Annotated in this window: 25 protein-coding genes; 24 read left to right on the top strand and 1 reads right to left on the bottom strand. The window is 74.2% G+C overall.

From position 1 onward, the window contains the following. The first annotated feature begins 55 nt into the window (after positions 1-55). The 18 genes from ACIG87_RS08565 (at position 56) to ACIG87_RS08480 (ending at position 17,823) form a co-directional block, all read left to right on the top strand. Positions 56-1,471, top strand: coding sequence for an FtsW/RodA/SpoVE family cell cycle protein (locus ACIG87_RS08565; protein WP_396849703.1), 1,416 nt, complete (start codon positions 56-58; stop codon positions 1,469-1,471). Next, positions 1,471-2,577 (top strand): undecaprenyldiphospho-muramoylpentapeptide beta-N-acetylglucosaminyltransferase, encoded by a 1,107-nt coding sequence (murG, locus tag ACIG87_RS08560; RefSeq protein ID WP_396849431.1) that lies wholly within the window; start codon positions 1,471-1,473, stop codon positions 2,575-2,577. The genes ACIG87_RS08565 and murG overlap by 1 nt, the downstream gene beginning before the upstream one ends. A 31-nt stretch (positions 2,578-2,608) precedes the next feature. Continuing rightward, the gene (gene murC, locus ACIG87_RS08555; RefSeq protein ID WP_396849430.1) at positions 2,609-4,099 is read left to right on the top strand and encodes a UDP-N-acetylmuramate--L-alanine ligase; all 1,491 of its coding nucleotides are present in this window, start codon (positions 2,609-2,611) and stop codon (positions 4,097-4,099) included. Next, a complete protein-coding gene (locus ACIG87_RS08550) occupies positions 4,096-4,914 on the top strand; it encodes a cell division protein FtsQ/DivIB (protein ID WP_396849428.1) in 819 nt (272 codons plus the stop codon). The genes murC and ACIG87_RS08550 overlap by 4 nt, the downstream gene beginning before the upstream one ends. A gap of 240 nt (positions 4,915-5,154) precedes the next feature. Next, positions 5,155-6,270 (top strand): cell division protein FtsZ, encoded by a 1,116-nt coding sequence (gene ftsZ, locus ACIG87_RS08545; protein WP_396849426.1) that lies wholly within the window; start codon positions 5,155-5,157, stop codon positions 6,268-6,270. A gap of 68 nt (positions 6,271-6,338) precedes the next feature. Beyond that, positions 6,339-7,085, top strand: coding sequence for a YggS family pyridoxal phosphate-dependent enzyme (locus tag ACIG87_RS08540; protein WP_396849702.1), 747 nt, complete (start codon positions 6,339-6,341; stop codon positions 7,083-7,085). 193 nt (positions 7,086-7,278) lie between these two features. After that, positions 7,279-8,013, top strand: coding sequence for a cell division protein SepF (locus ACIG87_RS08535; protein WP_396849424.1), 735 nt, complete (start codon positions 7,279-7,281; stop codon positions 8,011-8,013). Positions 8,014-8,042: 29 nt separating this feature from the next. Further along, on the top strand, positions 8,043-8,342 hold the full coding sequence (locus ACIG87_RS08530) for a YggT family protein (RefSeq protein WP_334529914.1): 300 nt from the start codon (positions 8,043-8,045) through the stop codon (positions 8,340-8,342). A 50-nt stretch (positions 8,343-8,392) separates the two neighbouring features. After that, a complete protein-coding gene (locus ACIG87_RS08525) occupies positions 8,393-9,193 on the top strand; it encodes a DivIVA domain-containing protein (protein ID WP_396849422.1) in 801 nt (266 codons plus the stop codon). A 70-nt stretch (positions 9,194-9,263) separates the two neighbouring features. Continuing rightward, the gene (locus ACIG87_RS08520; protein ID WP_396849421.1) at positions 9,264-10,115 is read left to right on the top strand and encodes a hypothetical protein; all 852 of its coding nucleotides are present in this window, start codon (positions 9,264-9,266) and stop codon (positions 10,113-10,115) included. Between the two features lie 11 nt (positions 10,116-10,126). Further along, a complete protein-coding gene (locus tag ACIG87_RS08515) occupies positions 10,127-10,432 on the top strand; it encodes a DUF167 domain-containing protein (RefSeq protein ID WP_396849420.1) in 306 nt (101 codons plus the stop codon). A gap of 22 nt (positions 10,433-10,454) precedes the next feature. After that, the gene (locus ACIG87_RS08510; protein ID WP_396849419.1) at positions 10,455-11,957 is read left to right on the top strand and encodes a potassium/proton antiporter; all 1,503 of its coding nucleotides are present in this window, start codon (positions 10,455-10,457) and stop codon (positions 11,955-11,957) included. 223 nt (positions 11,958-12,180) lie between these two features. Next, the gene (locus ACIG87_RS08505; protein ID WP_396849417.1) at positions 12,181-12,600 is read left to right on the top strand and encodes a TraR/DksA family transcriptional regulator; all 420 of its coding nucleotides are present in this window, start codon (positions 12,181-12,183) and stop codon (positions 12,598-12,600) included. 66 nt (positions 12,601-12,666) lie between these two features. After that, positions 12,667-13,335, top strand: a complete 669-nt coding sequence (lspA, locus tag ACIG87_RS08500) for a signal peptidase II (RefSeq protein WP_396849416.1) — start codon at positions 12,667-12,669, stop codon at positions 13,333-13,335. Continuing rightward, on the top strand, positions 13,332-14,276 hold the full coding sequence (locus tag ACIG87_RS08495; RefSeq protein ID WP_396849415.1) for an RluA family pseudouridine synthase: 945 nt from the start codon (positions 13,332-13,334) through the stop codon (positions 14,274-14,276). The genes lspA and ACIG87_RS08495 overlap by 4 nt, the downstream gene beginning before the upstream one ends. Positions 14,277-14,280: 4 nt before the next feature. Then, positions 14,281-15,180 (top strand): hypothetical protein, encoded by a 900-nt coding sequence (locus ACIG87_RS08490; protein ID WP_396849413.1) that lies wholly within the window; start codon positions 14,281-14,283, stop codon positions 15,178-15,180. Between the two features lie 97 nt (positions 15,181-15,277). After that, positions 15,278-16,864 carry an AAA family ATPase gene (locus tag ACIG87_RS08485; RefSeq protein ID WP_396849412.1) on the top strand — a complete coding sequence of 529 codons (1,587 nt, stop codon included), beginning with the start codon at positions 15,278-15,280 and terminating at the stop codon, positions 16,862-16,864. A 56-nt stretch (positions 16,865-16,920) separates the two neighbouring features. Then, positions 16,921-17,823 carry a DUF2567 domain-containing protein gene (locus ACIG87_RS08480; protein ID WP_396849410.1) on the top strand — a complete coding sequence of 301 codons (903 nt, stop codon included), beginning with the start codon at positions 16,921-16,923 and terminating at the stop codon, positions 17,821-17,823. On the opposite strand, the gene ACIG87_RS08475 is transcribed toward ACIG87_RS08480, so the two are convergent. Continuing rightward, positions 17,738-18,436, bottom strand: coding sequence for an LON peptidase substrate-binding domain-containing protein (locus tag ACIG87_RS08475; RefSeq protein ID WP_396849408.1), 699 nt, complete (start codon positions 18,434-18,436; stop codon positions 17,738-17,740). The two genes, ACIG87_RS08480 and ACIG87_RS08475, sit on opposite strands and share 86 nt — an antisense overlap. A gap of 106 nt (positions 18,437-18,542) precedes the next feature. On the opposite strand from ACIG87_RS08475, the gene hisD reads away from it, so the two are divergent. From hisD to ACIG87_RS08445, 6 genes are all read left to right on the top strand, one after another. Continuing rightward, a complete protein-coding gene (gene hisD, locus ACIG87_RS08470) occupies positions 18,543-19,865 on the top strand; it encodes a histidinol dehydrogenase (protein ID WP_396849407.1) in 1,323 nt (440 codons plus the stop codon). Next, positions 19,862-20,935, top strand: a complete 1,074-nt coding sequence (locus ACIG87_RS08465; protein ID WP_396849406.1) for a histidinol-phosphate transaminase — start codon at positions 19,862-19,864, stop codon at positions 20,933-20,935. Before hisD ends, ACIG87_RS08465 begins: the two co-directional genes overlap by 4 nt. Beyond that, positions 20,932-21,543 (top strand): imidazoleglycerol-phosphate dehydratase HisB, encoded by a 612-nt coding sequence (gene hisB, locus ACIG87_RS08460; RefSeq protein ID WP_396849404.1) that lies wholly within the window; start codon positions 20,932-20,934, stop codon positions 21,541-21,543. Before ACIG87_RS08465 ends, hisB begins: the two co-directional genes overlap by 4 nt. 148 nt (positions 21,544-21,691) lie before the next feature. After that, positions 21,692-21,862, top strand: a complete 171-nt coding sequence (locus ACIG87_RS08455) for a hypothetical protein (RefSeq protein WP_168222542.1) — start codon at positions 21,692-21,694, stop codon at positions 21,860-21,862. Continuing rightward, on the top strand, positions 21,862-22,539 hold the full coding sequence (hisH, locus tag ACIG87_RS08450; RefSeq protein WP_396849402.1) for an imidazole glycerol phosphate synthase subunit HisH: 678 nt from the start codon (positions 21,862-21,864) through the stop codon (positions 22,537-22,539). The genes ACIG87_RS08455 and hisH overlap by 1 nt, the downstream gene beginning before the upstream one ends. A 39-nt stretch (positions 22,540-22,578) precedes the next feature. After that, complete coding sequence (locus tag ACIG87_RS08445) at positions 22,579-22,902, top strand: hypothetical protein (RefSeq protein WP_396849400.1); 324 nt, start codon at positions 22,579-22,581, stop codon at positions 22,900-22,902. Position 22,903: the final 1 nt, after the last annotated feature.

Raw genomic sequence — 22,903 nt, 5'->3', positions numbered from 1 at the left:
GGGGCGTACCGCCGATCCGCCGGCGGCGCTGGCCGGGCTGGACCCGGCCGGCGGCCTGGCGGCGCTGCGCGGCCTGCTGGCCCGCCCGCTGGCCTCCTACTACCTGCTGCTGTCCAGCGCCGGCCTGCTGCTGCTGATCGGCCTGACCATGGTCTTCTCCGCCACCAGCGTGCGGGACTACGCCGAGGCGGGCGACGCCGCCGCCTCGGTGACCAAGCAGGCGATCTTCGCGGTGATCGGCATCGTCGCGTTCTGGGCCTGCCAGCGGCTGCCGGCCAGCACCTTCCGCTCGCTGGGCCGACCGATGCTCGGCGTCGCCGTGGTGCTGCTGCTGGTGCTCAACCTGCTGGTGGCCCTGGACGCGCTGTTCGGGCTGACGTCCCTGGGGCCGCTGCGGGCCCACCTGCTCTGGCTCTACCTCGGGCCGATCCAGGTGCAGCCCGCCGAGCTGACCAAGCTGGCACTGGTGCTCTGGGGCGCGCACGTGGTGGCCCGCAAGGGGGCCGCGCTGGGCTGGTGGAAGGAACTGGCCACCCCGCTCTTCCCGGTGGTCGGCCTGCTGTTCGTGCTGGTCGGCTACAACGACCTGGGCAGCATGCTCTGCCTGCTGGCCATCGTGGTCGGCCTGCTCTGGGCGGCCGGGGTGCGGCTGCGGGTCTTCGCCGCCCTCTCCGCGGTCGGCCTGGTCGGCATCGGCCTGCTGATCGCGGTGGCCTCGCTCGGTGCCGGCTCCGGGGCACGCGGCCAGGAGAACTACCGGCTGGCCCGGCTCACCTCGTTCCTCGACACTCCCGACCCCAAGGTCTGCGTCGAGCAGGGGCTGGAGGGCTGCTGGCAGATGGTCCAGGCCCGCAACGCCATCGAGCACGGCGGCTGGTTCGGCGTCGGGCTGGGCAAGAGCAGCATCAAGTTCGGCTGGCTGCCGGAGGCCCACAACGACTTCATCTTCGCCGTCATCGCCGAGGAGTTGGGCGTGGTCGGCTGCACCGTCATCCTGGTGCTCTTCGCCGTGCTGGCCTACACCGGCCTGCGGATCGCCCGGCGGGTCGCCGACCCGTTCCGCCGGCTCGCCGCCACCGCCGTCACCGCCTGGCTGGTCGGCCAAGCGGTGATCAACATCGGTGGGGTGACCAAGCTGCTGCCGCTGACCGGGGTGCCGCTGCCGTTCATCTCCGACGGGGGCAGCGCCCTGGTCGTCACCCTGGCGGCGGTCGGCATGCTCGCCTCGTTCGCCCGTGCCGAACCCGACGCGGCCCGAGCCCTGCATGCCCGTCCGCCCGCCCGATGGGTCCGACTAGTCTGGGCCCCGTTGCCGCCGCTTCCCGGTGCGCGGAGCCGACCGGCGTCGCCACCGGCTGCCCCGGGGTCCGTACCCCGGGCGCGCGGGCGGCGACCCGACGAACAGGCCGTACCGCGCGGCGTCCGGCAGGACCGGACCCGGGGCGGGTCGGCGAGCGAGAGGAGACGCTGATGGGTCCGCTGCGTTCGGTGGTGCTCTGTGGAGGGGGCACCGGTGGGCACATCTACCCGCTGCTCGCCTTCGCCGACTGCCTGCGCCGACACGACCCGGGCGTCCGGATCACCTGCCTCGGCACACCCAAGGGGCTGGAGAACGAGCTGATCCCGCCGGCCGGCTACGACCTGCGGCAGATCCCGGCCTACCAACTGCCCCGCTCGGTCAACCTGGGCCTGATGCGTACCCCCGACCGGATGTGGAAGGCGGCCCGCGCCGCCGGCAAGGTGATCGACGAGGTCGCCGCCGACGTGGTCGTCGGCTTCGGCGGGTACGTCTCGGTGCCCGGCTACCTCGCCGCCTGGCGGCGCGAGATGCCGATCGTCATCCACGAGGTGAACGTCCCGCCGGGGGTGGCCAACCGGCTCGGCATGAAGTTCACCAGGAACCTCGCGGTCGGCTTCCCGCACCAGCCGGCCCAGTCCGAGGCGCTGCGCGACGCCCGGGTGGTCGGCGTGCCGCTGCGCCGGGGCATCGCCGGGCTGGACCGCAACACCGTGCGCGCCGCCGCCCGCGCCCACTTCGGGCTCCGCCCCGACCTGCCGGTGCTCTTCGTCGCCGGTGGCTCGCAGGGTGCCCGGTCGATCAACCTGGCGGTCTCCGGCGCGGCCAAGGAGCTGGCCCGCAACGGCGTGCAGGTGCTGCACGTGATGGGCGCCCGCAACGAGCCGGTGCCGATCCCCAGTGACCTGCCGGTGCCGTACGTGGCACTGCCCTACCTGTCCGAGATGGAGCTGGGCTACGCCGCCGCCGACCTGATGCTGGCCCGGGGCGGGGCGATGACCTGCGCCGAGGTGGCCGCCATCGGCCTGCCCACCATCTACGTGCCGTACCCGCACTCCAACCAGGAGCAGAAGCGCAACGCGCTGCCCGTGGTGGAGGCCGGTGGCGGGCTGCTCGTCGACGACGCGGAGCTGACCCCGGCCTGGCTGGAGCGCACCGTGATCCCGTTGCTGCGCGACCCGCAGCGGCTGCACGCGATGGGTGCCGCCGCCGCCGGGTACGGGCGACGCGACGGCGACGTGGCCCTGCTGAACTTCGTCTACGAGGCGGTGGCCCGATGAGCCGGACCACCGCGACGGGAAGGTGCCTGGCATGAACACCGCGCAGTTCACTCCGGCCGGCACGCTCACCGCGGAGGATCTGGGCCGGATCCACCTGATCGGGGTGGGCGGGGTCGGCATGAGCGGCCTGGCCCGGCTCTTCCTCACCCGGGGCCTGCCGGTCTCCGGCAGCGAGCTGCGCGAGTGGCCGTCGCTGGCCGGGATGCGGGCGCTGGGCGGCACCATCCACATGAGCCACGAGGTGGCCAACCTCGACGGGGTGGACACGGTGGTCTACTCCTCGGCCATCCCGCAGGACCACCTGGAGATGGTCGAGGCGCGTCGGCGCGGGCTGCGGGTGCTGCACCGCTCCGAGGCGCTCGCCGCCGCGATGACCGGCCGGCGCACCGTCGCGGTGGCCGGCACCCACGGCAAGACCACCACCACCTCGATGGTCACCATGGTGCTCCAGCAGGCCGGCGTCGACCCGTCCTTCGTGATCGGCGGGGAGATCTCCGAGGTGGGCTCGGGCGCGCACCACGGCACCGGCGAGCACTTCGTGGTCGAGGCGGACGAGAGCGACCGCTCGTTCCTGATCTACCGCCCGTACGTCTCGATCATCACCAACGTCGAGGCCGACCACCTGAACACCTACGGCGACCTGGCGAACCTGGAGGCGACCTTCGCGGAGTTCGCCCGGCTCACCGACCCGGCCGGGTTCATCATCACCTGCGCCGACGACCCGGGCAGCCGGCGGCTGGCCGAGACGCTGCGTGCCGAGGGCCGTCGGGTCTGGACGTACGGCGAGGCGGCCGACGCCGACCTGCGGCTGTCCGAGATGGCCTCGTCCGCCCAGGGGGTGCGGTACCTGGCGGCGCTCGACGGCCGTTCGCTGGGCGAGATCCGGCTGCCGGTGCCGGGGCGGCACATGGGGCTCAACAGCGCCTCGGCGGTGCTCGCCGCCCACCTGCTCGGGCTGCCGGTGGCGGCGGCGGAGGCGGCGCTGGCCGCGTTCCCCGGCGTGCGCCGACGCTTCGAGCGTAAGGGCGTCGCCGACGGGGTGCTGGTCTACGACGAGTACGCCTACCACCCGACCTCGATGACCCTGGCCCTGCAGACGCTGCGCGAGGTGGCCGGCGACGGCCGGCTGATCGTGGTCTTCCAGCCGTACCGGCTGTACCGCACCCGCGATCTCCAGGCGGAGATCGCCGCGGCGCTGGGCATCGCCGACGAACTGGTGCTGCTGGAGGTCTTCGGCCCCGGTGAGCTGCGCCAGCCGGGCGAGGGATCGGCGGCGTTGCTGGCGGCGGTGCCGCTGGACGCCGCGCACAAGGTCTTCGTGGACTCCTGGGACGACGCGCCGGTGGAGGTGGCCCGTCGGGGCCGCCCCGGTGACGTGGTGGTGACCATGGGCGCCCCGCCGATCTCGCTGCTGGGCGACCAGTTGCTCGACGCGCTCACCGCACGGGCCGGGAGCGCTGCCGACCCGACCGTCCCGGGCCCGGTCGTCGGCCCGGACGGCGCGGCCTCCACCCCCGGATGAGTCCGGGGCCGGCCCGGGGCCGTACCGCGGGCGCGGACGGCGGCGGCTCCCGACGTGGCCCGGTACGGCGCTGGCAGCTCGTCCGGGCGGGCAGCGACGCGGTCCCGCCGTCCACCCGGCGGTTCATGGCGCGGGCCCGCCAGCGGCGGATGCGGGCCGCCCTGCCCTGGGCGGTGGTGGCCGGCGCGCTGACCCTCGCCGGCCTGGTGGCCTGGGTCGTGCTCGGCTCGGGCCTGTTCGGGGTACGCGAGGTCCGGGTGGAGGGGGCTCGGCTGGTCACCCCGGTCGAGGTGCGCGACGCGGCGGCGGTGCCGGACGGGGTGCCGCTGGCCCGGGTGGACCTGGCCGCGACGGCCCGGCGGATCGGCGGGCTGGCCCCGGTGGAGCGCGCCACGGTCCGCCGGGACTGGCCGGGCGCCCTGGTGGTGACGGTGGTGGAGCGGACCGGGGTGGCCGTGGTGCCCCGGGACGACCGGTTCGTGGTGCTCGACCGCACCGGGGTGGTGTTCCGGACGGTGGCGCGTCCCCCGGAGGGTCTGCCGGTGGTGCGGCTGGCCGCCCCGGGGCCGGACGATTCGGGCACCCAGGCGGCGTTGCAGGTGCTGACCGTCCTCACCCCCCAGCTGCGGGCCGTCCTCGTCGAGGTGACCGTCGAGGGGCTGGCCCGGATCGGGCTGACCCTGCGCGACGAGCGGACGGTGGTATGGGGCGACGCGACCCGGGGCGAGGACAAGGCGCGGGTGGCGACGGCGCTGCTCGGTCGCAAGGCCGACACGATCGACGTGAGCGCGCCGGACGTGGTGACCTTCAAGTGAGGCCCGCAGCGAACGTGAGTCGTTACGCTCCCGGCGGCGACACGCCGGGGAGGTCCTTGGCTCTCGGCGTGGGTGCGCTTACGTTGCCCCGAAGAGGATCAGTGGTTGACATAACTGTAAGCCTCTAGTAGAGGGTTAGGGTTCAGCTCTGATCCTCGCTGGTGACAGCTCGTCGACCACCGGTCTGGGCCACGCCGTACCGGGGCGGTGCGAGCCAATCTCGAAGGGAAAGGACCGGAGATGACACCTCCGCACAACTACTTGGCGGTCATCAAGGTCGTCGGCATCGGCGGCGGCGGCGTCAACGCCGTCAACCGGATGATCGAGGTTGGGCTCAAGGGCGTCGAGTTCATCGCGATCAACACCGACGCGCAGGCGTTGTTGATGAGTGACGCCGACGTCAAGCTCGACGTCGGCCGGGAGCTGACCCGGGGGCTCGGCGCGGGCGCCAACCCGGACGTCGGCAAGAACGCCGCCGAGGACCACCGCGACGAGATCGAGGAGGTGCTCAAGGGCGCCGACATGGTCTTCGTCACCTGCGGTGAGGGTGGCGGCACCGGCACCGGCGGGGCGCCGGTGGTGGCCAACATCGCCCGCAAGCTCGGCGCGCTGACCATCGGCGTGGTGACCCGGCCGTTCTCGTTCGAGGGCAAGCGCCGCCAGGTGCAGGCCGAGTCGGGGATAGACGAACTGCGCAACCAGTGCGACACGCTCATCGTCATCCCGAACGACCGGCTGCTGGCGTTGGGCGACCGCGGCATCAGCATGATGGACGCCTTCCGCACCGCCGACCAGGTGCTGCTCTCCGGTGTGCAGGGCATCACCGACCTGATCACCACCCCGGGTCTGATCAACCTGGACTTCGCCGACGTCAAGAGCGTGATGAGCGGGGCGGGCAGCGCGCTGATGGGCATCGGCAGCGCGCGGGGCGAGAACCGGGCGGTCGAGGCGGCCGAGGCGGCCATCTCCAGCCCGCTGCTGGAGCAGAGCATGGACGGCGCGCGGGGCGTGTTGCTCTCGATCGCCGGCGGCTCCGACCTGGGGCTGTTCGAGATCAACGACGCGGCGCAACTGGTCACCGACGCGGCCCACCCGGACGCCAACATCATCTTCGGCGCGGTCATCGACGACGCGCTCGGCGACGAGGTGCGGGTCACCGTGATCGCCGCCGGCTTCGACGGCGGCACGCCCGCGTACAAGGCGGTCGAGTCGCCGCGCAAGAGCAACCACAACCAGCCGACGCCGCAGGCCCCGGCGGTCACCGCGCCGGCCACCATGCCGCCGCCGCAGCAGTCGCCGCGCCGGGTGCTCTTCGACGACGTCGACGTGCCCGACTTCCTCAAGAACGGCTCCTGAGCCCCGCCGATGACCGAGCAGCCCCGCTGATGACCGACCGCCCCGCCGATGACCGGGCAGCCCCGCCGATGACCGGTCGATCCACCCCGCTGCGTCCGGACCGACGCGCCGAACTGGCGGCCGGGCTGGCCGTGGTGCGTACCCGGATCGCTGATGCCTGCGCCGTTGCCGGCCGGGATCCGGCCGAGGTGACCATGATCGCGGTGACCAAGACGTACCCGGCCGGCGACGCGGTCGCGTTGGCCGGGCTCGGGGTCACCGACCTGGGGGAGAACCGGGACCAGGAGGCCGCGCCGAAGGCGGCCGAGGTGGCGGCGGCAGGGGTGATCGCCCGCTGGCACTTCATCGGTCAGTTGCAACGCAACAAGGCCCGCTCGGTGGTCCGGTACGCCGATGTGGTGCACTCCGTGGACAGTGTCCGGTTGGCCCGTGCGCTGGCCACCGCCGCCGAGTCCGGACGGGACCGTCCGCTGGAGACGTTGGTGCAGGTCAGCATCGACGGTGACCCGGCCCGAGGGGGCGCGCTGCCGGGCTCTGCCGACCCCGATCGGGGGCTCGATCCGGTGGCCGGGGCGCTGGCCGGGTCGGGGGCGCTGCGGCTGGCCGGACTGATGGCGGTGGCGCCGTTGGGCTGGGAACCGGAGCGGGCGTTCGCCCGGTTGGCCGAGGTGGCGGAGGCGTTCCGGGCCGGGCATCCGGCGGCCACCGCGCTCTCCGCCGGGATGAGCGGCGACCTGGAGACGGCGATCGGGTACGGCGCGACACATGTCCGCGTCGGCAGCGCGTTGCTCGGAATGCGCTCCACGCTGCGGTAGCCTGACCCTGATAGAAGCAAATTACATCAGTGTTGTTCAGGAGCGGCGTCCTCGGGTCGGGGGCCACGGCGGGCGAGCCGCGAATCGCGCGTCGGGGGATTGCCACTTCGATCCGGTGGGCAGGTAGGTCCACTCGCGATCATGGCGACACGGCACGGGGGTGCGTGCCGCACGGCGGACGGAAGGGCGCGGGATGGGTGCACTGCGCAAGGCGGGGGTCTGGCTCGGTCTCGTCGAGGAGGATGACGAGCGGGGCTACGACGAGGGCTACGACAAGCCCGGCTACCGCGAGTCGCGGTACCGGTCGAGCCGGTACGCCGAGGAGTTCGCCGACGACGACGAGGACGACGCGGAGGAGCCGCCGGCACCGCGTCCGCGCCTCGGTGAGCGGGGCCGGATGGCCGACCGGTCGAGCCGCGCAGCGGAGGCCGACCGGGCCGGCGACGAGCGGGCCGAGCGGTCGGAACGGGCCGACCGAGCCGAGCGGGCCGAGCGGTCGGAGCGAGCCGATCGGGCGAGCGTCCGGTCGATCACCCGGTCCGGTGGGTCGGACACCTCGGGCGCGCTGAGCTACCACACCCGGGACAATCTCGCCCTGGCGCCGCAGGCATCGCCCCGCGAGCGGCCGGTGGTGGCCGAGGAGGAGCAGCGGTACCAGATCACCACCCTGCACCCGACCACGTACCGGGAGGCGCGGACCATCGGCGAGCACTTCCGCGACGGCGTCCCGGTGATCATCAACCTCACCGAGATGGACGAGGCCGATGCCCGCCGATTGGTGGACTTCGCCGCCGGACTGGCGTTCGGGCTGCGCGGTACGATCGAGCGCGTGACCAACCGGGTGTTCCTGCTCTCGCCGGCCAACGTCCAGGTCACCGCGGAGGACAAGGCCAAGATCGCTGAGGGCGGCTTTTTCTCCCTGAGCTAAGCCCACCCGACCGAGGGACGTCGCCTGCCGTGTTGTCGATCGTGCTCCAAGTTCTGTATCTCATCCTGTACCTCTTCCTAATTGTACTTTTGGCCCGATTCGTTCTCAGCGCCGTCCTCCAGTACGGTCGCCGGTGGCAACCAGGGCGTGGAGCATCCGCAGGACTGGAATCCGTGTGGAGCGTCACTGATCCCCCCCTCAAGGCGTTGAGGCGGGTGATCCCCCCATTGCGAATTGGTACCGTGAGCATCGACCTGGCCTCCCTTGTGCTCCTGGTTATCCTGTTCGTGCTGATGGAGTTCGTGTTGAAGCGGTTGATCATCGGGTGACCGCCCGGTGACAGCCCGCTACGCGGCCGCAACTGACCCGAGGAGTTTCGATGCCGCTGACCCCGGCCGACGTTCACAACGTCGCCTTCAAAAAGCCGCCGATCGGCAAGCGGGGGTACGACGAGGAGGAGGTCGACGCCTTCCTGGACGAGGTCGAGCGTGAGCTCGCCCGTCTGATCGAGGAGAACAACGAGCTGCGCGCCCAGGTGGAGCGCGGCGGTCGTGGGGGGGCCCCGGCCGGCCCCGGCGGCGACGCCCGGCTCGCGGCGGAGCTCAACGACGTCAAGGCCCAGCTCGACCGGGTGCAGCGCGACAAGGCGGCCGCCGAGCAGGCCGCCCGCGCGATGCAGGCGGAGCTGGAGCAGGTCCGCACCACCGGTGGCCCGGCCGCCGGCGGCGACGGCGAGCAGCAGGCGCTGCGGGTGCTGATGATGGCCCAGCGCACCGCCGACGACCACGTCTCCGACGCCCGTCGTGAGGCCGACCAGCTGCTCTCCGAGGCCCGCTCGAAGGCCGAGGAGGTCACCCGCGAGGCGCGCGCCAAGGCGGACGCGCTGGAACGCGACGCCCGCCAGCGGCACCAGGAGGCAATGGGTGGCCTGGACGCCAAGCGCACTGCGCTCTCCAAGCACATCGAGGAGCTCAAGCAGTTCGAGCGCGAGTACCGCACCCGGCTCAAGGCATACCTGGAGAGCCAGCTGCGCGACCTCGACGGTCGAGGCCAGGGCCTGGAGGCCGAGATGACCCGCGGCGAGGGCACCCGTGCCGTCGGTGGCAACGGTTTGGCTGCTGCGGGCCTCGCCGGCTCGTACGGCGGCAGCCGCTCCGGCGCACTCGAAGCCGGCCGCTGATCCACGGTCGGCGGCCGTCGCCCGACGGCCGCCGATCCCACCACGACCCACGACGCGGCGGGGGTGAGCCGTGATAGTCGCCAGTCTGCTGCTCATCCTCGTCGCGGTCGTACTGCTGGTGTTCGGTCTCGTCGACGGCTCCAGCACGCTGTTGACCAGTTCCATCGCGGCCAGTCTGCTGGCCGCCGTCGCGTTGGTGGCCGGTGCCCGCCAGGCAGCCGTCACCAGGGCGAGGGCGACGGAGCGGGCCGAGTCGGGCGATCGAGGCGCGGGTCCGCCCCGCACGACCGTCCCACCGGCCGCGACCGCGCCGTCGGAGGTCCCGACGACGTACGTTCCGACGACGATCGGCACCGGTGGTGCCGGGTGGCGGCAACCACCCGGTCCGCCGGCCGCCGGCGACCCCGTCGGCGTCCCCACCCGCCCCGACGCCGGTGCCTGGGAGCCCGAGGCGGAGGCCCCGTGGGAGCCCGTCGTCGTGTCCTCTCCGCCGGACCCGGCGGCTCCGGGACGGCCGGACCCGCCGAGCGACCGGCAGTCGGCGACCGACCCCGGCCGGGATGCCGTGGCCGACGCCGCCCGGACCCCGGCGACCGACCCTGACTGGGATCCTGCGGACGACTTCGGCTGGGATGCCGGGGACGACCCCGCGCCGCCCTGGGAGCACTCGGACGACGCCGCGTCGCCGTGGGACCCACCGGCCCAACGGGTTCCGCCCGGTGACGCCGCCCGGGTGGCCGGGCTCGACGCCGAGGTTCGGGTGGTCGACGGGCACCCCCGCTACCACCTGCTCTCCTGTGCCCACCTGATCGAGCGGGAGCACGAGCCGCTGCCGGTGTACGAGGCGATCTCCCTAGGGTTCACCCCGTGCGGTCTCTGCAACCCGGACACCACCCTGCTCGCCGACACCTACCCCCGCTGAGGCCGGCGTCGATGCCCACGGACGACACGCTGACCGTCGCGGTGCGGGTCAAGCCCGGCGTGTCCCGGCCCCGGGTCGGCGGCTGCTTCGCCGGTCCGCTCGGTCCCGCCCTGGTGATCGCCGTGACCGCCCCGGCGGTCGACGGCCGGGCCACCGAGGCGGCCCGCCGGGCGCTGGCCGGGGCGCTGGGCGTCCGCCCGGCGGCGGTGGCGCTGCGCACCGGTGCGGCGAGCCGGGACAAGCTCTTCCTGGTCGATCGTCCGGGGCCCGGCCTGGCCGAGCTGCTGCGGCGGCTGCGCGACGGAACGGCCGGTTGACGGCGCTCCGGGTGGGGCGCCCGTGACGCCGGGGTTGGATCTGGCGCTGCTTCTCGGGGCGGCCGTGTTGCTGGTGGCGATCGGTGCGGTGCGGTTCTCCACCCGGCTGGGCGTACCGAGTCTCCTGGTCTACCTGGCCCTCGGGGTGGCGATCGGCGAGGCCGGGCTGGGCATCCGGTTCGACGACGCCGAGCTGACCCGGGCGCTCGGCTTCTGCGCGCTGATCGTGATCATCGCGGAGGGCGGGCTCACCGCCCGGTGGAGCACCCTGCGTCCGGTGCTCGGGCTGGCCGGCGCGTTGTCCACCGTCGGGGTGCTGGTCAGCATCGTCGTCGTCGGCGTGGTGGTGCACCTGCTGCTCGGGCTGGACTGGCGGCTGGCGCTGCTCTACGGCGCGGTGCTCTCCTCCACCGACGCGGCGGCGGTCTTCGCCACCCTGCGTCGGCTGCGGCTGCCGCCCCGGCTGGTGGCCACCCTCGAGGCCGAGTCGGGCATGAACGACGCCCCGGTGGTGATCCTGGTGGTGCTGCTGTCCCGCAGCGGCCCGGCCGAGCATCCGTGGTGGTTCGAGGTCTTCCTGGTCGGCTACGAGCTGGGGGTGGGCGCCGCGGTGGGATTGGCCGTCGGGCTGGCCGGCCGGTTCGCGTTGCGCCGGGCGGCGCTGCCCTCGTCCGGGCTGTATCCGATCGCCGCCGTCGGTTTCACCGTGCTGGCGTACGCCGCCGGGGCGGTGCTGCACGCCTCCGGCTTCCTCGCCGTCTACGTGGCCGGGGTGCTGCTCGGCAACGCCCGCCTGCCGCACCGGCAGGCCATCCTGGGGTTCGCCGACGGGCTGGCCTGGCTGGCCCAGATCGGGCTGTTCGTGCTGCTCGGCCTGCTGGCCACGCCGGACCGGCTGCACACCGCGCTGCTGCCGGCGGTGGTGACCGGGTTGGCCCTGCTGCTGCTGGCCCGGCCGCTGTCGGTGCTGGTCTCCGCGTTGCCGTTCCGGGTACGCCTGCGCGAGCAGGTCTTCCTGTCCTGGGCCGGGCTGCGCGGCGCGGTGCCGATCGTGCTGGCCACCATCCCGTTGTCGGCCCGGGTGCCCGGGGCGGACCGGCTGTTCGACGCGGTCTTCGTCCTGGTGGTGATCTTCACGGTGCTCCAGGCGGGCACGCTTGCGCCGGCCGCCCGCCGGTTGCGGGTGACCGCCCCGGCCGAGCTGGCGGAGATCCGGGTGGAGACCGCCCCGCTGGAGCGGATGCGGGCGGACCTGCTCCAGCTGGAGGTGCCGGCCGGATCCCGGCTGGCCGGGGTGCACGTCGACGAGTTGCGACTGCCGGTGGGCGCGTCGGTGACCCTGGTGCTGCGCGACGGGGTGGGCTTCGTGCCCGGCGCGGACACCCGGCTCAAGACGGGGGACAGCCTGTTGATCGTGGCGACCGCCGGCGTGCGGGACGAGGCGGAGCGCCGGCTGCGGGCGGTCAGCCGGCGGGGCCGGCTGGCGAGGTGGTTCGGCGAGTACGGCGAGGATCGGGACGGCTGATCTGCTAGTCTTCCTTTTGCCCCAATTGAGGGTTATTAGGGGCTGAATAGCGGTACGACAGTGCGGCACGTTGTCGGACGCCTGTACGTTCCGTATTCTTGCCAACCTCCGGAGTGCGCGGCCATCGTTGCCGTGCGCCCGTTTTGTTACCTGGGTACGCCATGTCGGCGGACCCTGTCCGGGCACCGCCGACCGCCGCGTCCCGCGGCTGAGGGAGCTGACGATGGCGAAGCCAGCCGACACCAGGACCGCCGGTCGCAAACCGGCGGCGAAGGCCACCCGCAGCGCGGCGGAGACCGAGAAGATCCGGGCGGCCCTGGCGGCCCGACGGGACGAGCTGCGCGCCGAGTACGATCAGACGCTGAGCGAGATCACCGAGCTGCAGCGCGACCGGCTGACCGACTCGGCCGGGGACGACCAGGCCGACACCGGGTCCAAGACGTTGGAGCGCGAGCAGGAGATCTCCCTCGCCAACAGCATCCGGGAACGGATCACTCAGGTCGAGCGCGCCCTGGAGCGGCTCGACGAGGGTGGCTACGGATGGTGTGAGCGGTGCGGGAACCCGATCCCGGTGGAGCGGCTCGCCGCCTTCCCGTCGGCGACCCTCTGCGTGACCTGCAAGCAGCTGGAGGAGCGGCGCTGACGTCCGCTCCCCGGTGATCTCGCGAGACGGCGGACCCACGCCGTCGGGACAGTCGATGGGGAGTCGATGACCACAGCACCGACCGCCGGATCCGGCACCACCGAGCCGGGCGGCGGCACGCCCCGCCGCAGGGCGGTCGTGGTCCTCGCCAGCATCGCGCTGATCGCGCTGCTGGCGGATCTGCTCACCAAGCACCTCGCCCTGCTGCTGCTCGACGACCGGGGGCCGGTCCGCCTGCTCGGCGGGGCCGTCTACCTCACCCTGACCCGCAACAGCGGTGCGGCGTGGAGCATCGGCGCCGACCACACCTGGGTGTTCCCGCTGATCACCATCGGGGTGGTCGGCTGGATCATGTGGATGGCGCTGCGGCTGCGCTCGCTGCCCTGGGCGGTCTCCCTCGGTCTGGTGCTGGGGGGTGCGCTGGGCAACCTCACCGACCGGATCTTCCGCGCCCCCGGTCACTTCGTCGGTCACGTGGTGGACATGGTCAGCCTCTTCGACCCGTACGGCCAGGTCTGGCCCGTGTTCAACCTGGCCGACACCTGCCTGGTCTCCGGGGTGCTGCTGGCCGTGCTGCTGGAGCTGACCGGTCGCCAGCGCGACGGGCGGCGGATCGGCGCCAAGGGCGCCGACGCCCCCGCCGCCGCGGTTCCCGACGGGTCGACCTCCGCCGGGTCGGTCGCCGCCGATCCGGCCGGGGCCGAGGCCCAGGTCGAGCCGCGGGAGCGGGCATGACCTCCGCCTTCGCCACCGGTGGCGACCACCGTTCCCTGCCCGTCCCGGACGGCCTCGACGGCATGCGGCTGGACCAGGCGGTGTCCCGGCTCTTCGGGCTCTCCCGCACCGCCGCCGCCGCGTTGGTCGACGCGGGTGACGCGTTGGTCGACGGCGCGGCCCGGCAGAACTCGCACAAGGTCAAGGCCGGCTCCTGGCTGGAGGTGACGCTGCCCGCCCCGGTCGCGCCGCCGACCGTGGTGCCCCAGGCGGTCCCCGGGCTGACCGTGGTCTACGCCGACGACGACATCGTGGTGGTGGACAAGCCGGTCGGGGTGGCCGCCCATCCCAGCCCCGGCTGGACCGGCCCCACCGTCATCGGCGGCCTCGCCGCGATCGGTCACCGGATCTCCACCAGCGGGGCCGCCGAGCGGCAGGGCGTGGTGCACCGGCTGGACGTGGGCACCACCGGGATCATGGCGGTGGCCAAGAGCGAGCAGGCGTACACCGCGCTCAAGCGGGCGTTCAAGTACCGCGAGGTGGAGAAGCGTTACCACGCGGTGGTCCAGGGGCACCCGGACCCGTCGCGCGGCACCATCGACGCCCCGATCGACCGGCACCCGCACCACGACTACCGCTGGGCGGTGGTCTCCGACGGCAAGCCGAGCATCACCCACTACGACACCATCGAGGCGTTCCCGGCGGCCAGCCTGCTCGACGTCCGGCTGGAGACGGGACGTACCCACCAGATCCGGGTGCACTTCTCGACCCTGCGGCACCCGTGCGTCGGTGACCTCACCTACGGCGCGGACCCGACGCTGTCGGCCCGGCTCGAACTACGCCGGCAGTGGCTGCACGCCCGGTCGTTGACCTTCGCCCACCCGCGTACCGGCGACGACGTCACCTTCGTCAGCGAGTACCCGGACGACCTGGCCCGCGCGCTGACGATCCTGCGCGACTGAGCCGGTGCCGAGCCGTCCGTCCGGCGTCGACCCGCCCGCTGTCCCGCCCCGGCGGCCCCGGTGGCTGGTCACCGCGGCGGTGCTCGGGGTCGGCGCGGTGCTGCTCACCGTCGGCGTGGCGGCCCGCCGGCCGGAGCCGGTCGGCGACCGCACGGTCGGGCAGGTGACCCGGGTCGGGGTGCTGCCGGGTGACTCGCTGCCCGACTACGCCACCGCCGCCCGCGCCGAACTCGCCGCGCTGACCGCCGGGACGTACGCGCTGGTCAGCTTCGAGCGCTACCTCGCGCCGGACCGGCTGCCGGCGCTGCTCGCCGGCGTCGAGGTCGCGGCGGTGGTGGTCCGGGTGCCGCTGCCCGACCGGCAGACCGAGGTGGTCCGGCTGCCGGCGCAGGTCCTGCCGCGGGACGTCACCGCCGGCATGGCCGGCCTCGCCGACCGCAAGGACAGGGAGGCCGCCGACCAGCGGACCCGGGCCGCCGACGCCGCCGACCCGACACTGCGCCGGGGGTACGAGACCGGCGCGCAGATCGCCGGGCAGGAGGCGGCCGGCTACCGGTCGGCCTGCGCCTGTGTCTACGCGGCGGTGGTCCGGGCCGAACCGGCGGCCCTGCGCGCCCTGGCCGGACGGGACGGCGTCCGGGCGCTCGACCCTGCGCCCGAGGTGACCCGGCTGGACCGGACGGTGTTCCTGCCGCCGCTGCCGGAGCAACGGGACGTGGCCCGGCCGCCCGCCGATACGGCCGGGACGCCGGGTGCGGCGATGGGCGATTCGTCGGAAGGAGCACCCGACGTGATCGCGCCGGTACCGTCGTCGACCAAGGCCGGAGTGGACCCCTCGGTGCCGACCCCCGCTCCCACCTCCCCGGACTCCCGTCGCAGCGGGTCGCCCACCCGATTGCCGTAAGTAATGTCCCCGGGGGATGTGTGCAGACCGGTGTGGTCCGAATAGGGTTTCGTTCGTAGCCTGTCAGGCGGAGATCGACGGCGCGGGAGGGCGAGCCTTGGACGGCACCGAGACCGGCTGGGGCCGGTCGGCCGAACCGGCACCGCGATGGCGTGCGCTCTTCGACCGCGCCCGCCTCGGCGGACGCCCCGCCGAACCGGCGGAGCCGGACCGCCGGAGCGAGGACGCGGCACGGGAGTCACTGCCCGGCCGGGGGCCCGGCGGCGGCTGGTCCGGACGGGGGTCGGCCGCCGTGCCACCGCCCGCCGACCCGGGCTACGGCCTTGACCCAAGTTACGGCGCCGACCCGGGCTACGGCCCCGATCCCGGCTACCGTGCCGGGGCCAGCTACCGGGTCGACCCGGTCTACCGCGCCGACCCCGGTTACCCGGCCGACCCCGGTTACCGCGCCGAGCCCGCCTATCCGGCCGAGCCCGCCTACCCAGTCGAGCCTGCCTATCCGGCCGATCCCGGCTACCGTGCCGCTCCCGGGTATCCGCCGGAGCAGGCCCGCCCGCCGGAGCCGCCGGTCGTCCCGTCCCGCTACGCCCTGCTGGACAGCGGCTACCGGCCGGAGCCGCCGCCCCCCGAATCCCGGTACGCCCTGCTGGACAGCGGCTACCGCGCGCCCGGCTACGCGCCGCCGGAGCCGGTGTACCAGCCGCCGGAGCCGGCGTACCAGCCGCCGCAACCGGCGTACCCCGAGCCCGGATACCCGGCCGAGCCGGCGTACCAGCCGGACCCGCCGGCGTACCCGCCCGCGGTGACCGCCGACCGGGGCTATCCGGCCCGGATCGAGCCGGCCCGGATCGAGTGGCGTCAGCAGGCCCCCCAGGACGAGCAGGAACGGGCCGCCGGCATCCTCCGTCGCGACCTGGGCACCCCCCGGGTGCTCGCGTTCGCCAACCCCAAGGGCGGCGTGCACAAGACCACCGCCACGGTGCTCGCCGCCGCCACCGTCGGCAGCGTCCGGGGCCGGGGCGTGCTCGCCTGGGACGACAACGAGCTGCGCGGCACCCTCGGCCTGCGCGCCGGCAGCGCCCGGCACGCCCGGACGATCCGGCACCTGATCAGCGACCTGGCGCACATCGAGATCCGGGACGGCGCCGAGCTGTTGGAGTCCCTCGACGACTACCTGCGGCACGCCTCCGACGGCTCGTACGACGTGCTGGCCGGGGAGGAGAGCCCCCGGTTCGCCCAGCGCCTCGACCAGTTCACCGTCAAGCGGGTGCTGGAGCTGCTGCGCCGTACCCACGACGTGGTCTGCGTGGACACCGGCAACAACGTGGAGAGCCCCAACTGGCGCACCGTCATGCAGGCCGCCGACCAGCTCGTGGTGACCACCGTGCCGCGCGAGGACGCCGCGTTCAGCGCCGACTGGATGCTCGATCTGTTGCACGAGGAGGGGATGGGCGAGCTGGCCGACAACGCGATCACCCTGATCTCCTGCCCCACCCCGGGCCGGTCCACCCTCCAGGACGACCTGGAGCGGCACTTCGCCACCCGTACCCGGGCCGTCGCGGTGGTGCCGTACGACCCGGTGCTGGAGACCGGCTCGTCGATCGAGTACCACCAGCTCCAGGCCGAGACCCGGGCCGCCTGGCTGCGGGCCGCCTCGGTGATGCTGGAGCCGTTCGCCCGCTGAGCGGCTCGCCCGGCTCCGCCGCCCCGTCGCACCGCCGCGCCTGAGAGGATCACCGGGTGAGCCCGGACACCCCTGATCCGCACCGCCCCGCCGACGCCCCGGCCGGGCCGCAGCCCGACGGGACGCCGACCCCGCCCGGGGACGACCCGGCCGGGTCGTACCTGCCGTGGCCGCCGCCGTACGCCGGTCTGCCGCAGCCTCCCGACGAGCGGCCCCGGCACACCCCGGCGGTGGCGCTCGCCCTCGTGCTGGGCCTGACCGTGCTCGGGGCGCCGCTGGGGCTGCTCTGGGCGGCGCTGGCCCCGGACACCCCGGTGGTGAAGACCGCCGAGGGCGCCGTCTACGCCCAGTCCCAGCCGGAGCAGCCGATCGCCGCTGACGGCTGGTTCAGCCTGCTCGGGCTCGGCTTCGGGGTGCTCGCCGCGATCGCGGTGTGGGTGCTGCTGCGCCGCCGGCGCGGGCCGGTGGCCCTGGCCGCGGTGACCGTCGGCGCGCTCGGTGCCGCCCTGGTCGCCTGGCAGGTGGGTCGCCGGATCGGGCTGGACGGCTACCAGCGGCTGCTCGCCACCGCCCCCGTCGGTACGCCGTTCGACAAACCGGCCGACCTGCGGGCCGGGGGCATCGAACGGGTCTTCGACGTGCTGCCGGTGCCGTACGGCAACCTGCTGCTGCCGGCGTTCGCCGTCGCGGTGACGTACACCCTGCTGGCCGGCTGGTCGCGCTGGCCGTCGCTGCGTCCGGAGCCGATGCCCGACTGGTCGAACGGACCCGGTGCCGCCGGCTGGCCGGAGCCCGCCGTCACCGGCCGGTCGGGCGGGCCCGATGCGGCCGGCGACCAGGACCGGCCCAGCGCCGTCGGTGGGGCGGGCGGGGTCAGTTGGGGGCCGGCGGGGACGCCAGCTCCGACAACGGCACCGGAACCGCCCGCACCTGGCGCAGCAGGGTCGACTCGCGATTGAGCAGCCGCAGCTCGGCGCGGAGCCGGGCGGCGGTGTCGTCGATGGCGAGCAGCCGCTGCCGGTCCGCCACGGTCAGCATGGCGGTGGCCGCCACCAGGTGGGACAGCACCGTGGGGTCCTCCGGTAGCTGCTCGGACAGCTCCTCCGGGTCGGCCCGGATCAGCCCCAGGTACTGCCGGAACACCGCGATCACCTGGGTCGCCAGCAGCTCCGCCGCCTCGTCGGGGCCGGTCGGCTCGGGCAGCCACTCGACGTCGGCGGTCAGGTAGGGGGCGGCGTGCCGGTCGACCTCGGCGACCCGGAACCGCCGCCGGCCCACCGTGACGATGTCGAAGCCGCCGTCGTCCAGCTCGGTCACCTGACGCAGCTCGGCCGTGCAGCCGACCTCGTGCAGGGTCACCTCGCCGCCGCCCGGGGTGGCCCGGCCCGCGCCCGGGGCGACCTCCCAGCCGGAGCGGATCGCCAGCACGCCGAACTCCCGGGGCACCCCCTCGGGCTGCCCGACCAGGTCCCGCACCAGGTGGCGGTAACGCTCCTCGAAGATGTGCAACGGCAGCACCAGACCTGGGAAGAGCACCGTTGCGAGGGGAAACACCGGCAGCCGTGCGGTCACGCGTCCGAGCGTAGCCCGAAGCGGCGAGGCCGGCGTGTCCCGGCTCACCGTCTCGCCGTACGGGCGGCGCGGGTCGGCATCCGGGCCGCCGCCTAGACTCGGGAGCGTGTTGAATCGGATCGACCTGCGCGGCGGGGTCCGTGACCCGCGCCGCCTGCTGCCCCGTGCCCAGCTCGACGTCTCCGTGGCCGTCGAGCGGATCCGCCCGCTCGTCGAGGCGGTCCGGGACCATGGGTACCCGGCGATCCGGGAGGCCAGCGAGCGGTTCGACGGCATCTGCCCGCCGGTGCTCCGGGTTCCCACCGGGGCGATCGCCGAGGCGGAGGGGACGCTCGACCCCGACGTGCGGGCCGCGCTGCTCGAGTCGATCGACCGGGCCCGCCGGGTGCACGCCGACCAGCGCCGCACCGACCACACCACCCAGGTCGTGCCGGGCGGCACGGTTACCGAGCGCTGGGTGCCGGTCGACCGGGTCGGCCTCTACGTCCCCGGCGGGCTGGCGATGTACCCGTCGACAGTGGTGATGAACGTCGTACCGGCCCAGGCGGCCGGGGTCCGCTCGCTGGTGGTGGTCAGCCCGCCGCAGCAGGACAACGGTGGCCTGCCCGACGCTCGGGTCCTCGCCGCCTGCGCGCTGCTCGGCGTCGACGAGGTGTACGCCGTCGGCGGTGCCCAGGCGGTCGCCATGCTGGCGTACGGCGCCGCCGTCGACGCCGAGGGCACCCTGCGCTGCGACCCCGTCGACATGATCACCGGGCCGGGCAACATCTGGGTCACCGCCGCCAAGCGGCTGCTGCGCGGCGTGGTCGGCATCGACGCCGAGGCCGGCCCCACCGAGATCGCCGTGCTGGCCGACGACACCGCCGACCCGGCGCACGTCGCCGCCGACCTGATCAGCCAGGCCGAACACGACCCGCTGGCGGCCAGCGTGCTGGTCACCCCGTCGGTCGAGCTGGCCGACGCGGTCGACCGGGAGCTGGCCCGGCAGGTGCCGGCCACCAAGCACGTGGAGCGGGTCAGCACCGCGCTCGGCGGCCAGCAGAGCGGCATCGTGCTGGTCGACGACCTCGACGACGGGCTGCGGGTGGTCGACGCGTACGCCGCCGAGCACCTGGAGATCCAGACCCGGGACGCCCGCGACTGGGCGCTGCGGGTCCGTAACGCCGGGGCGATCTTCGTGGGTGCCTGGGCGCCGGTGTCGCTCGGCGACTACTGCGCCGGCTCCAACCACGTGCTGCCCACCGGGGGCTGCGCCCGGCACTCGTCCGGCCTGTCCGTGCAGTCCTTCCTGCGCGGCGTGCACCTGGTGGAGTACACCCGGGACGCGCTGCGCGACGTCGCGCCGCACGTGGTGACCCTGGCGAACGTGGAGGACCTGCCGGCCCACGGCCAGGCCGTCGCCGTGCGCTTCGCCGGGGAGCCGTCGTGACCACCCTGGACGACCTGCCGATCCGCGACGACCTGCGCGGCCGGTCGCCGTACGGGGCGCCGCAGCTCGACGTGGCGGTCCGGCTGAACACCAACGAGAACTCCTACCCGGTGCCCGAGCCGGTGGTCGAGGCGATCGGCAAGGCCCTCGCGGCCGAGCTGCGCGACCTCAACCGCTACCCGGACCGGGACGCGCTGGCGCTCCGCGCCGACCTGGCCGGCTACCTGGGCCACGGGCTCACCGTCGAGCAGGTCTGGGCGGCCAACGGCTCCAACGAGATCCAGCAGCAACTGCTCCAGGCGTTCGCCGGGCCGGGGCGCAGCGCGCTGGGCTTCGTGCCGGCGTACTCGATGCATCCGCTGCTGGCCCTGGGCACCGGCACCCGGTGGGTGCCCGCCCAGCGGGGGGTGGACTTCGGGCTGACCGCCGCCGAGGCGGTCGCCGAGGTCCGCGCACACCGCCCGGACGTGGTCTTCCTCTGCTCGCCGAACAACCCGACCGGCACCGCGCTCGACCCGACGGTGGTCGCCGCCGTGCTCGACGCCGCGCCCGGCATGGTCGTCGTCGACGAGGCGTACGCCGAGTTCGCCCGCCCCGGCACGGTCAGCGCCCTGGCGCTGCTGCCCGACCACCCGAGGCTGGTGGTGACCCGGACGATGAGCAAGGCGTTCGGTTTCGCCGGTGGCCGGCTGGGCTACCTGGCCGCCGATCCGGCGGTGGTGGCGGCGGTGCAGCTCGTCCGGCTGCCCTATCACCTGTCGGCGCTCACCCAGGCCGCCGCCCGCGCGGCGCTGGCACACCGCGACGCCCTGCTCGGCACCGTCGACGCGATCAAGGTGCAGCGGGACCGGATCGTGACCACGCTGCGGGCCCGGGGCCACCGGGTGGCCGACAGCGACGCCAACTTCGTGCTCTTCGCCGTCGGCGGTGACCAGTCGGTGGCCTGGCGGACGCTGCTCGACGCCGGTGTGCTGGTCCGGGACGTCGGCCTCACCGGCTGGCTGCGGGTCACCGCCGGCACTCCCGCCGAGACCGACGCCTTCCTCACCGCGATGGAGAAACTGTCATGAGTCGCACCGCCCGGGTGGAGCGGATCACCAAGGAGACCAAGGTCCTCGTCGAGATCGACCTCGACGGCACCGGCCAGGCCGAGATCAGCACCGGGGTCGGCTTCTACGACCACATGCTCCACCAGATCGCCCGGCACGGCGGCTTCGACCTGACCGTACGCACCGTCGGTGACCTGGAGATCGACGCCCACCACACGATGGAGGACACCGCGCTCGCCCTGGGCGCCGCGTTCGACCAGGCGCTGGGGGACAAGGCCGGCATCCGGCGGTACGGCTCGGCCACCGTCCCGATGGACGAGGTGCTCGTCCGGGCCGCCGTCGACCTGTCCGGCCGCCCGTACGTGGTGCACGACGAGCCGGTGCTGGCCCCGTACATCGGGCCGGTCTACCCGACCAGCATGACCCGGCACATCTGGGAGTCCTTCGGCCAGTCGGCCCGGGTCACCCTGCACGTGGACGTGCTGCGGGCGGCCCGGCCGGGCGGCCACCCGGACGCGCACCACGTGGTGGAGGCCCAGTTCAAGGCGGTTTCCCGGGCGTTGCGGGAGGCCACCGCGCTCGACCCGCGCAACGCCGGCGTGGTGCCCAGCACCAAGGGCGCGCTGTGACCGGCGCGAACCGCCCGGCCCGGTCCGTCGCGGCCCGGTCCGTCGCGGCCCGGTCCGTCGCGGCCGGGCGCGTCGCGGTCCTGCCCGGCCCGGATCGGCGCGGTGCGGCCCGGCGGGACCGGTCGGGTCGGGCCGGAGGGCGGCGCTGATGGGCCCGGTGCTGCCGACCCTGCTGCTGATCCTCGCCGGCATCCTCGTCGGCGGGGCCTGGTCGTTGTACCGCCAGGACGCGCCGCGTGGTGCGATCGTGGTCACCGGGCTGCTCGCCGTGCTGGCCACCGTCGGCGGGGTGCTCTGGCTGCTACCCGGGGAGGGTTGATGAGCGAGCGGGTCGTCGGGCCCCGCGCCGGCACGGGCGAGCGGGCCGGGCACGGCAGGCGGATCGTGGTGCTCGACTACGGCTCGGGCAACCTGCGCTCGGCCGAGCGGGCCCTGGCGCACGCCGGGGCGGACGTGACGGTCACCGCCGACCTGGCCGCCGCCGCCGAGGCCGACGGGCTGGTGGTGCCCGGCGTCGGCGCGTACGCGGCCTGCATGGCCGGGATCGAGGCGTCGGGTGCGGGCCCGGTGATCGCGGAACGGATCGCCGCCGGCCGGCCGGTGCTCGGCATCTGCGTGGGCATGCAGGTGCTCTTCGAGCACGGCGACGAGCATGGCGTGGTCACCAAGGGGCTCGGGCTGCTGCCCGGCGGGGTGACCCGGCTGCCCGCCGACCGGCTGCCCCACATGGGCTGGAACACGGTGACGCCGCCGGACGGATCGGTGCTCTTCGCCGGCCTGCCCGCCGACAGCCGGTTCTACTTCGTGCACTCCTACGGGGTGCTCGACCGACAGGCGTTGACCGGGGCGGGCGTCCGGGTCACCACCGCGCACCACGGCACGGACTTCGTCGCCGCCGTGGAGCGGGGCCCGCTGTCGGCCGCCCAGTTCCACCCGGAGAAGTCGGCCGAGACCGGTTCGGTGCTGCTGCGCAACTGGCTGGCCACGGTTGACTGAGACCCGGGGCGGGGCCGGCCACACCCGGTCGGGTGCGCGGTGAGCAAGGAGCGGGCCCGTCGGCGGGCCGTCCGGGAGGCGGCGGCGGCGCGTGACCGGGTCGTACGACAGCGCAAGCTGGCCCGTCGGCAGCGTCGCCGCGCCCTGGTCCGCCGGGTCACGCCGCAGTGGCGACGGGGCCGGACCGGCCGGTTGGCCCGGCGCAGTCGGGGGGAGCGGGCCGCCATCGTCGGGTTGACCGGGGCGGCGCTGCTGCTGATCTGGGTGTTCGTCGACGATCTTGCGCTGCGGATGGCGCTGGTCGTGCTGTTGCTGCTGGTCCTTCCGGCGATCGTGGTGATCGCGCTGGACCGTCGGATCTGAC

It is taken from the genome of Micromonospora sp. NPDC051925, from assembly GCF_044548625.1.
Lineage (GTDB): Bacteria > Actinomycetota > Actinomycetes > Mycobacteriales > Micromonosporaceae > Micromonospora.
This window is presented reverse-complemented; position numbering and strand designations above follow the sequence as displayed.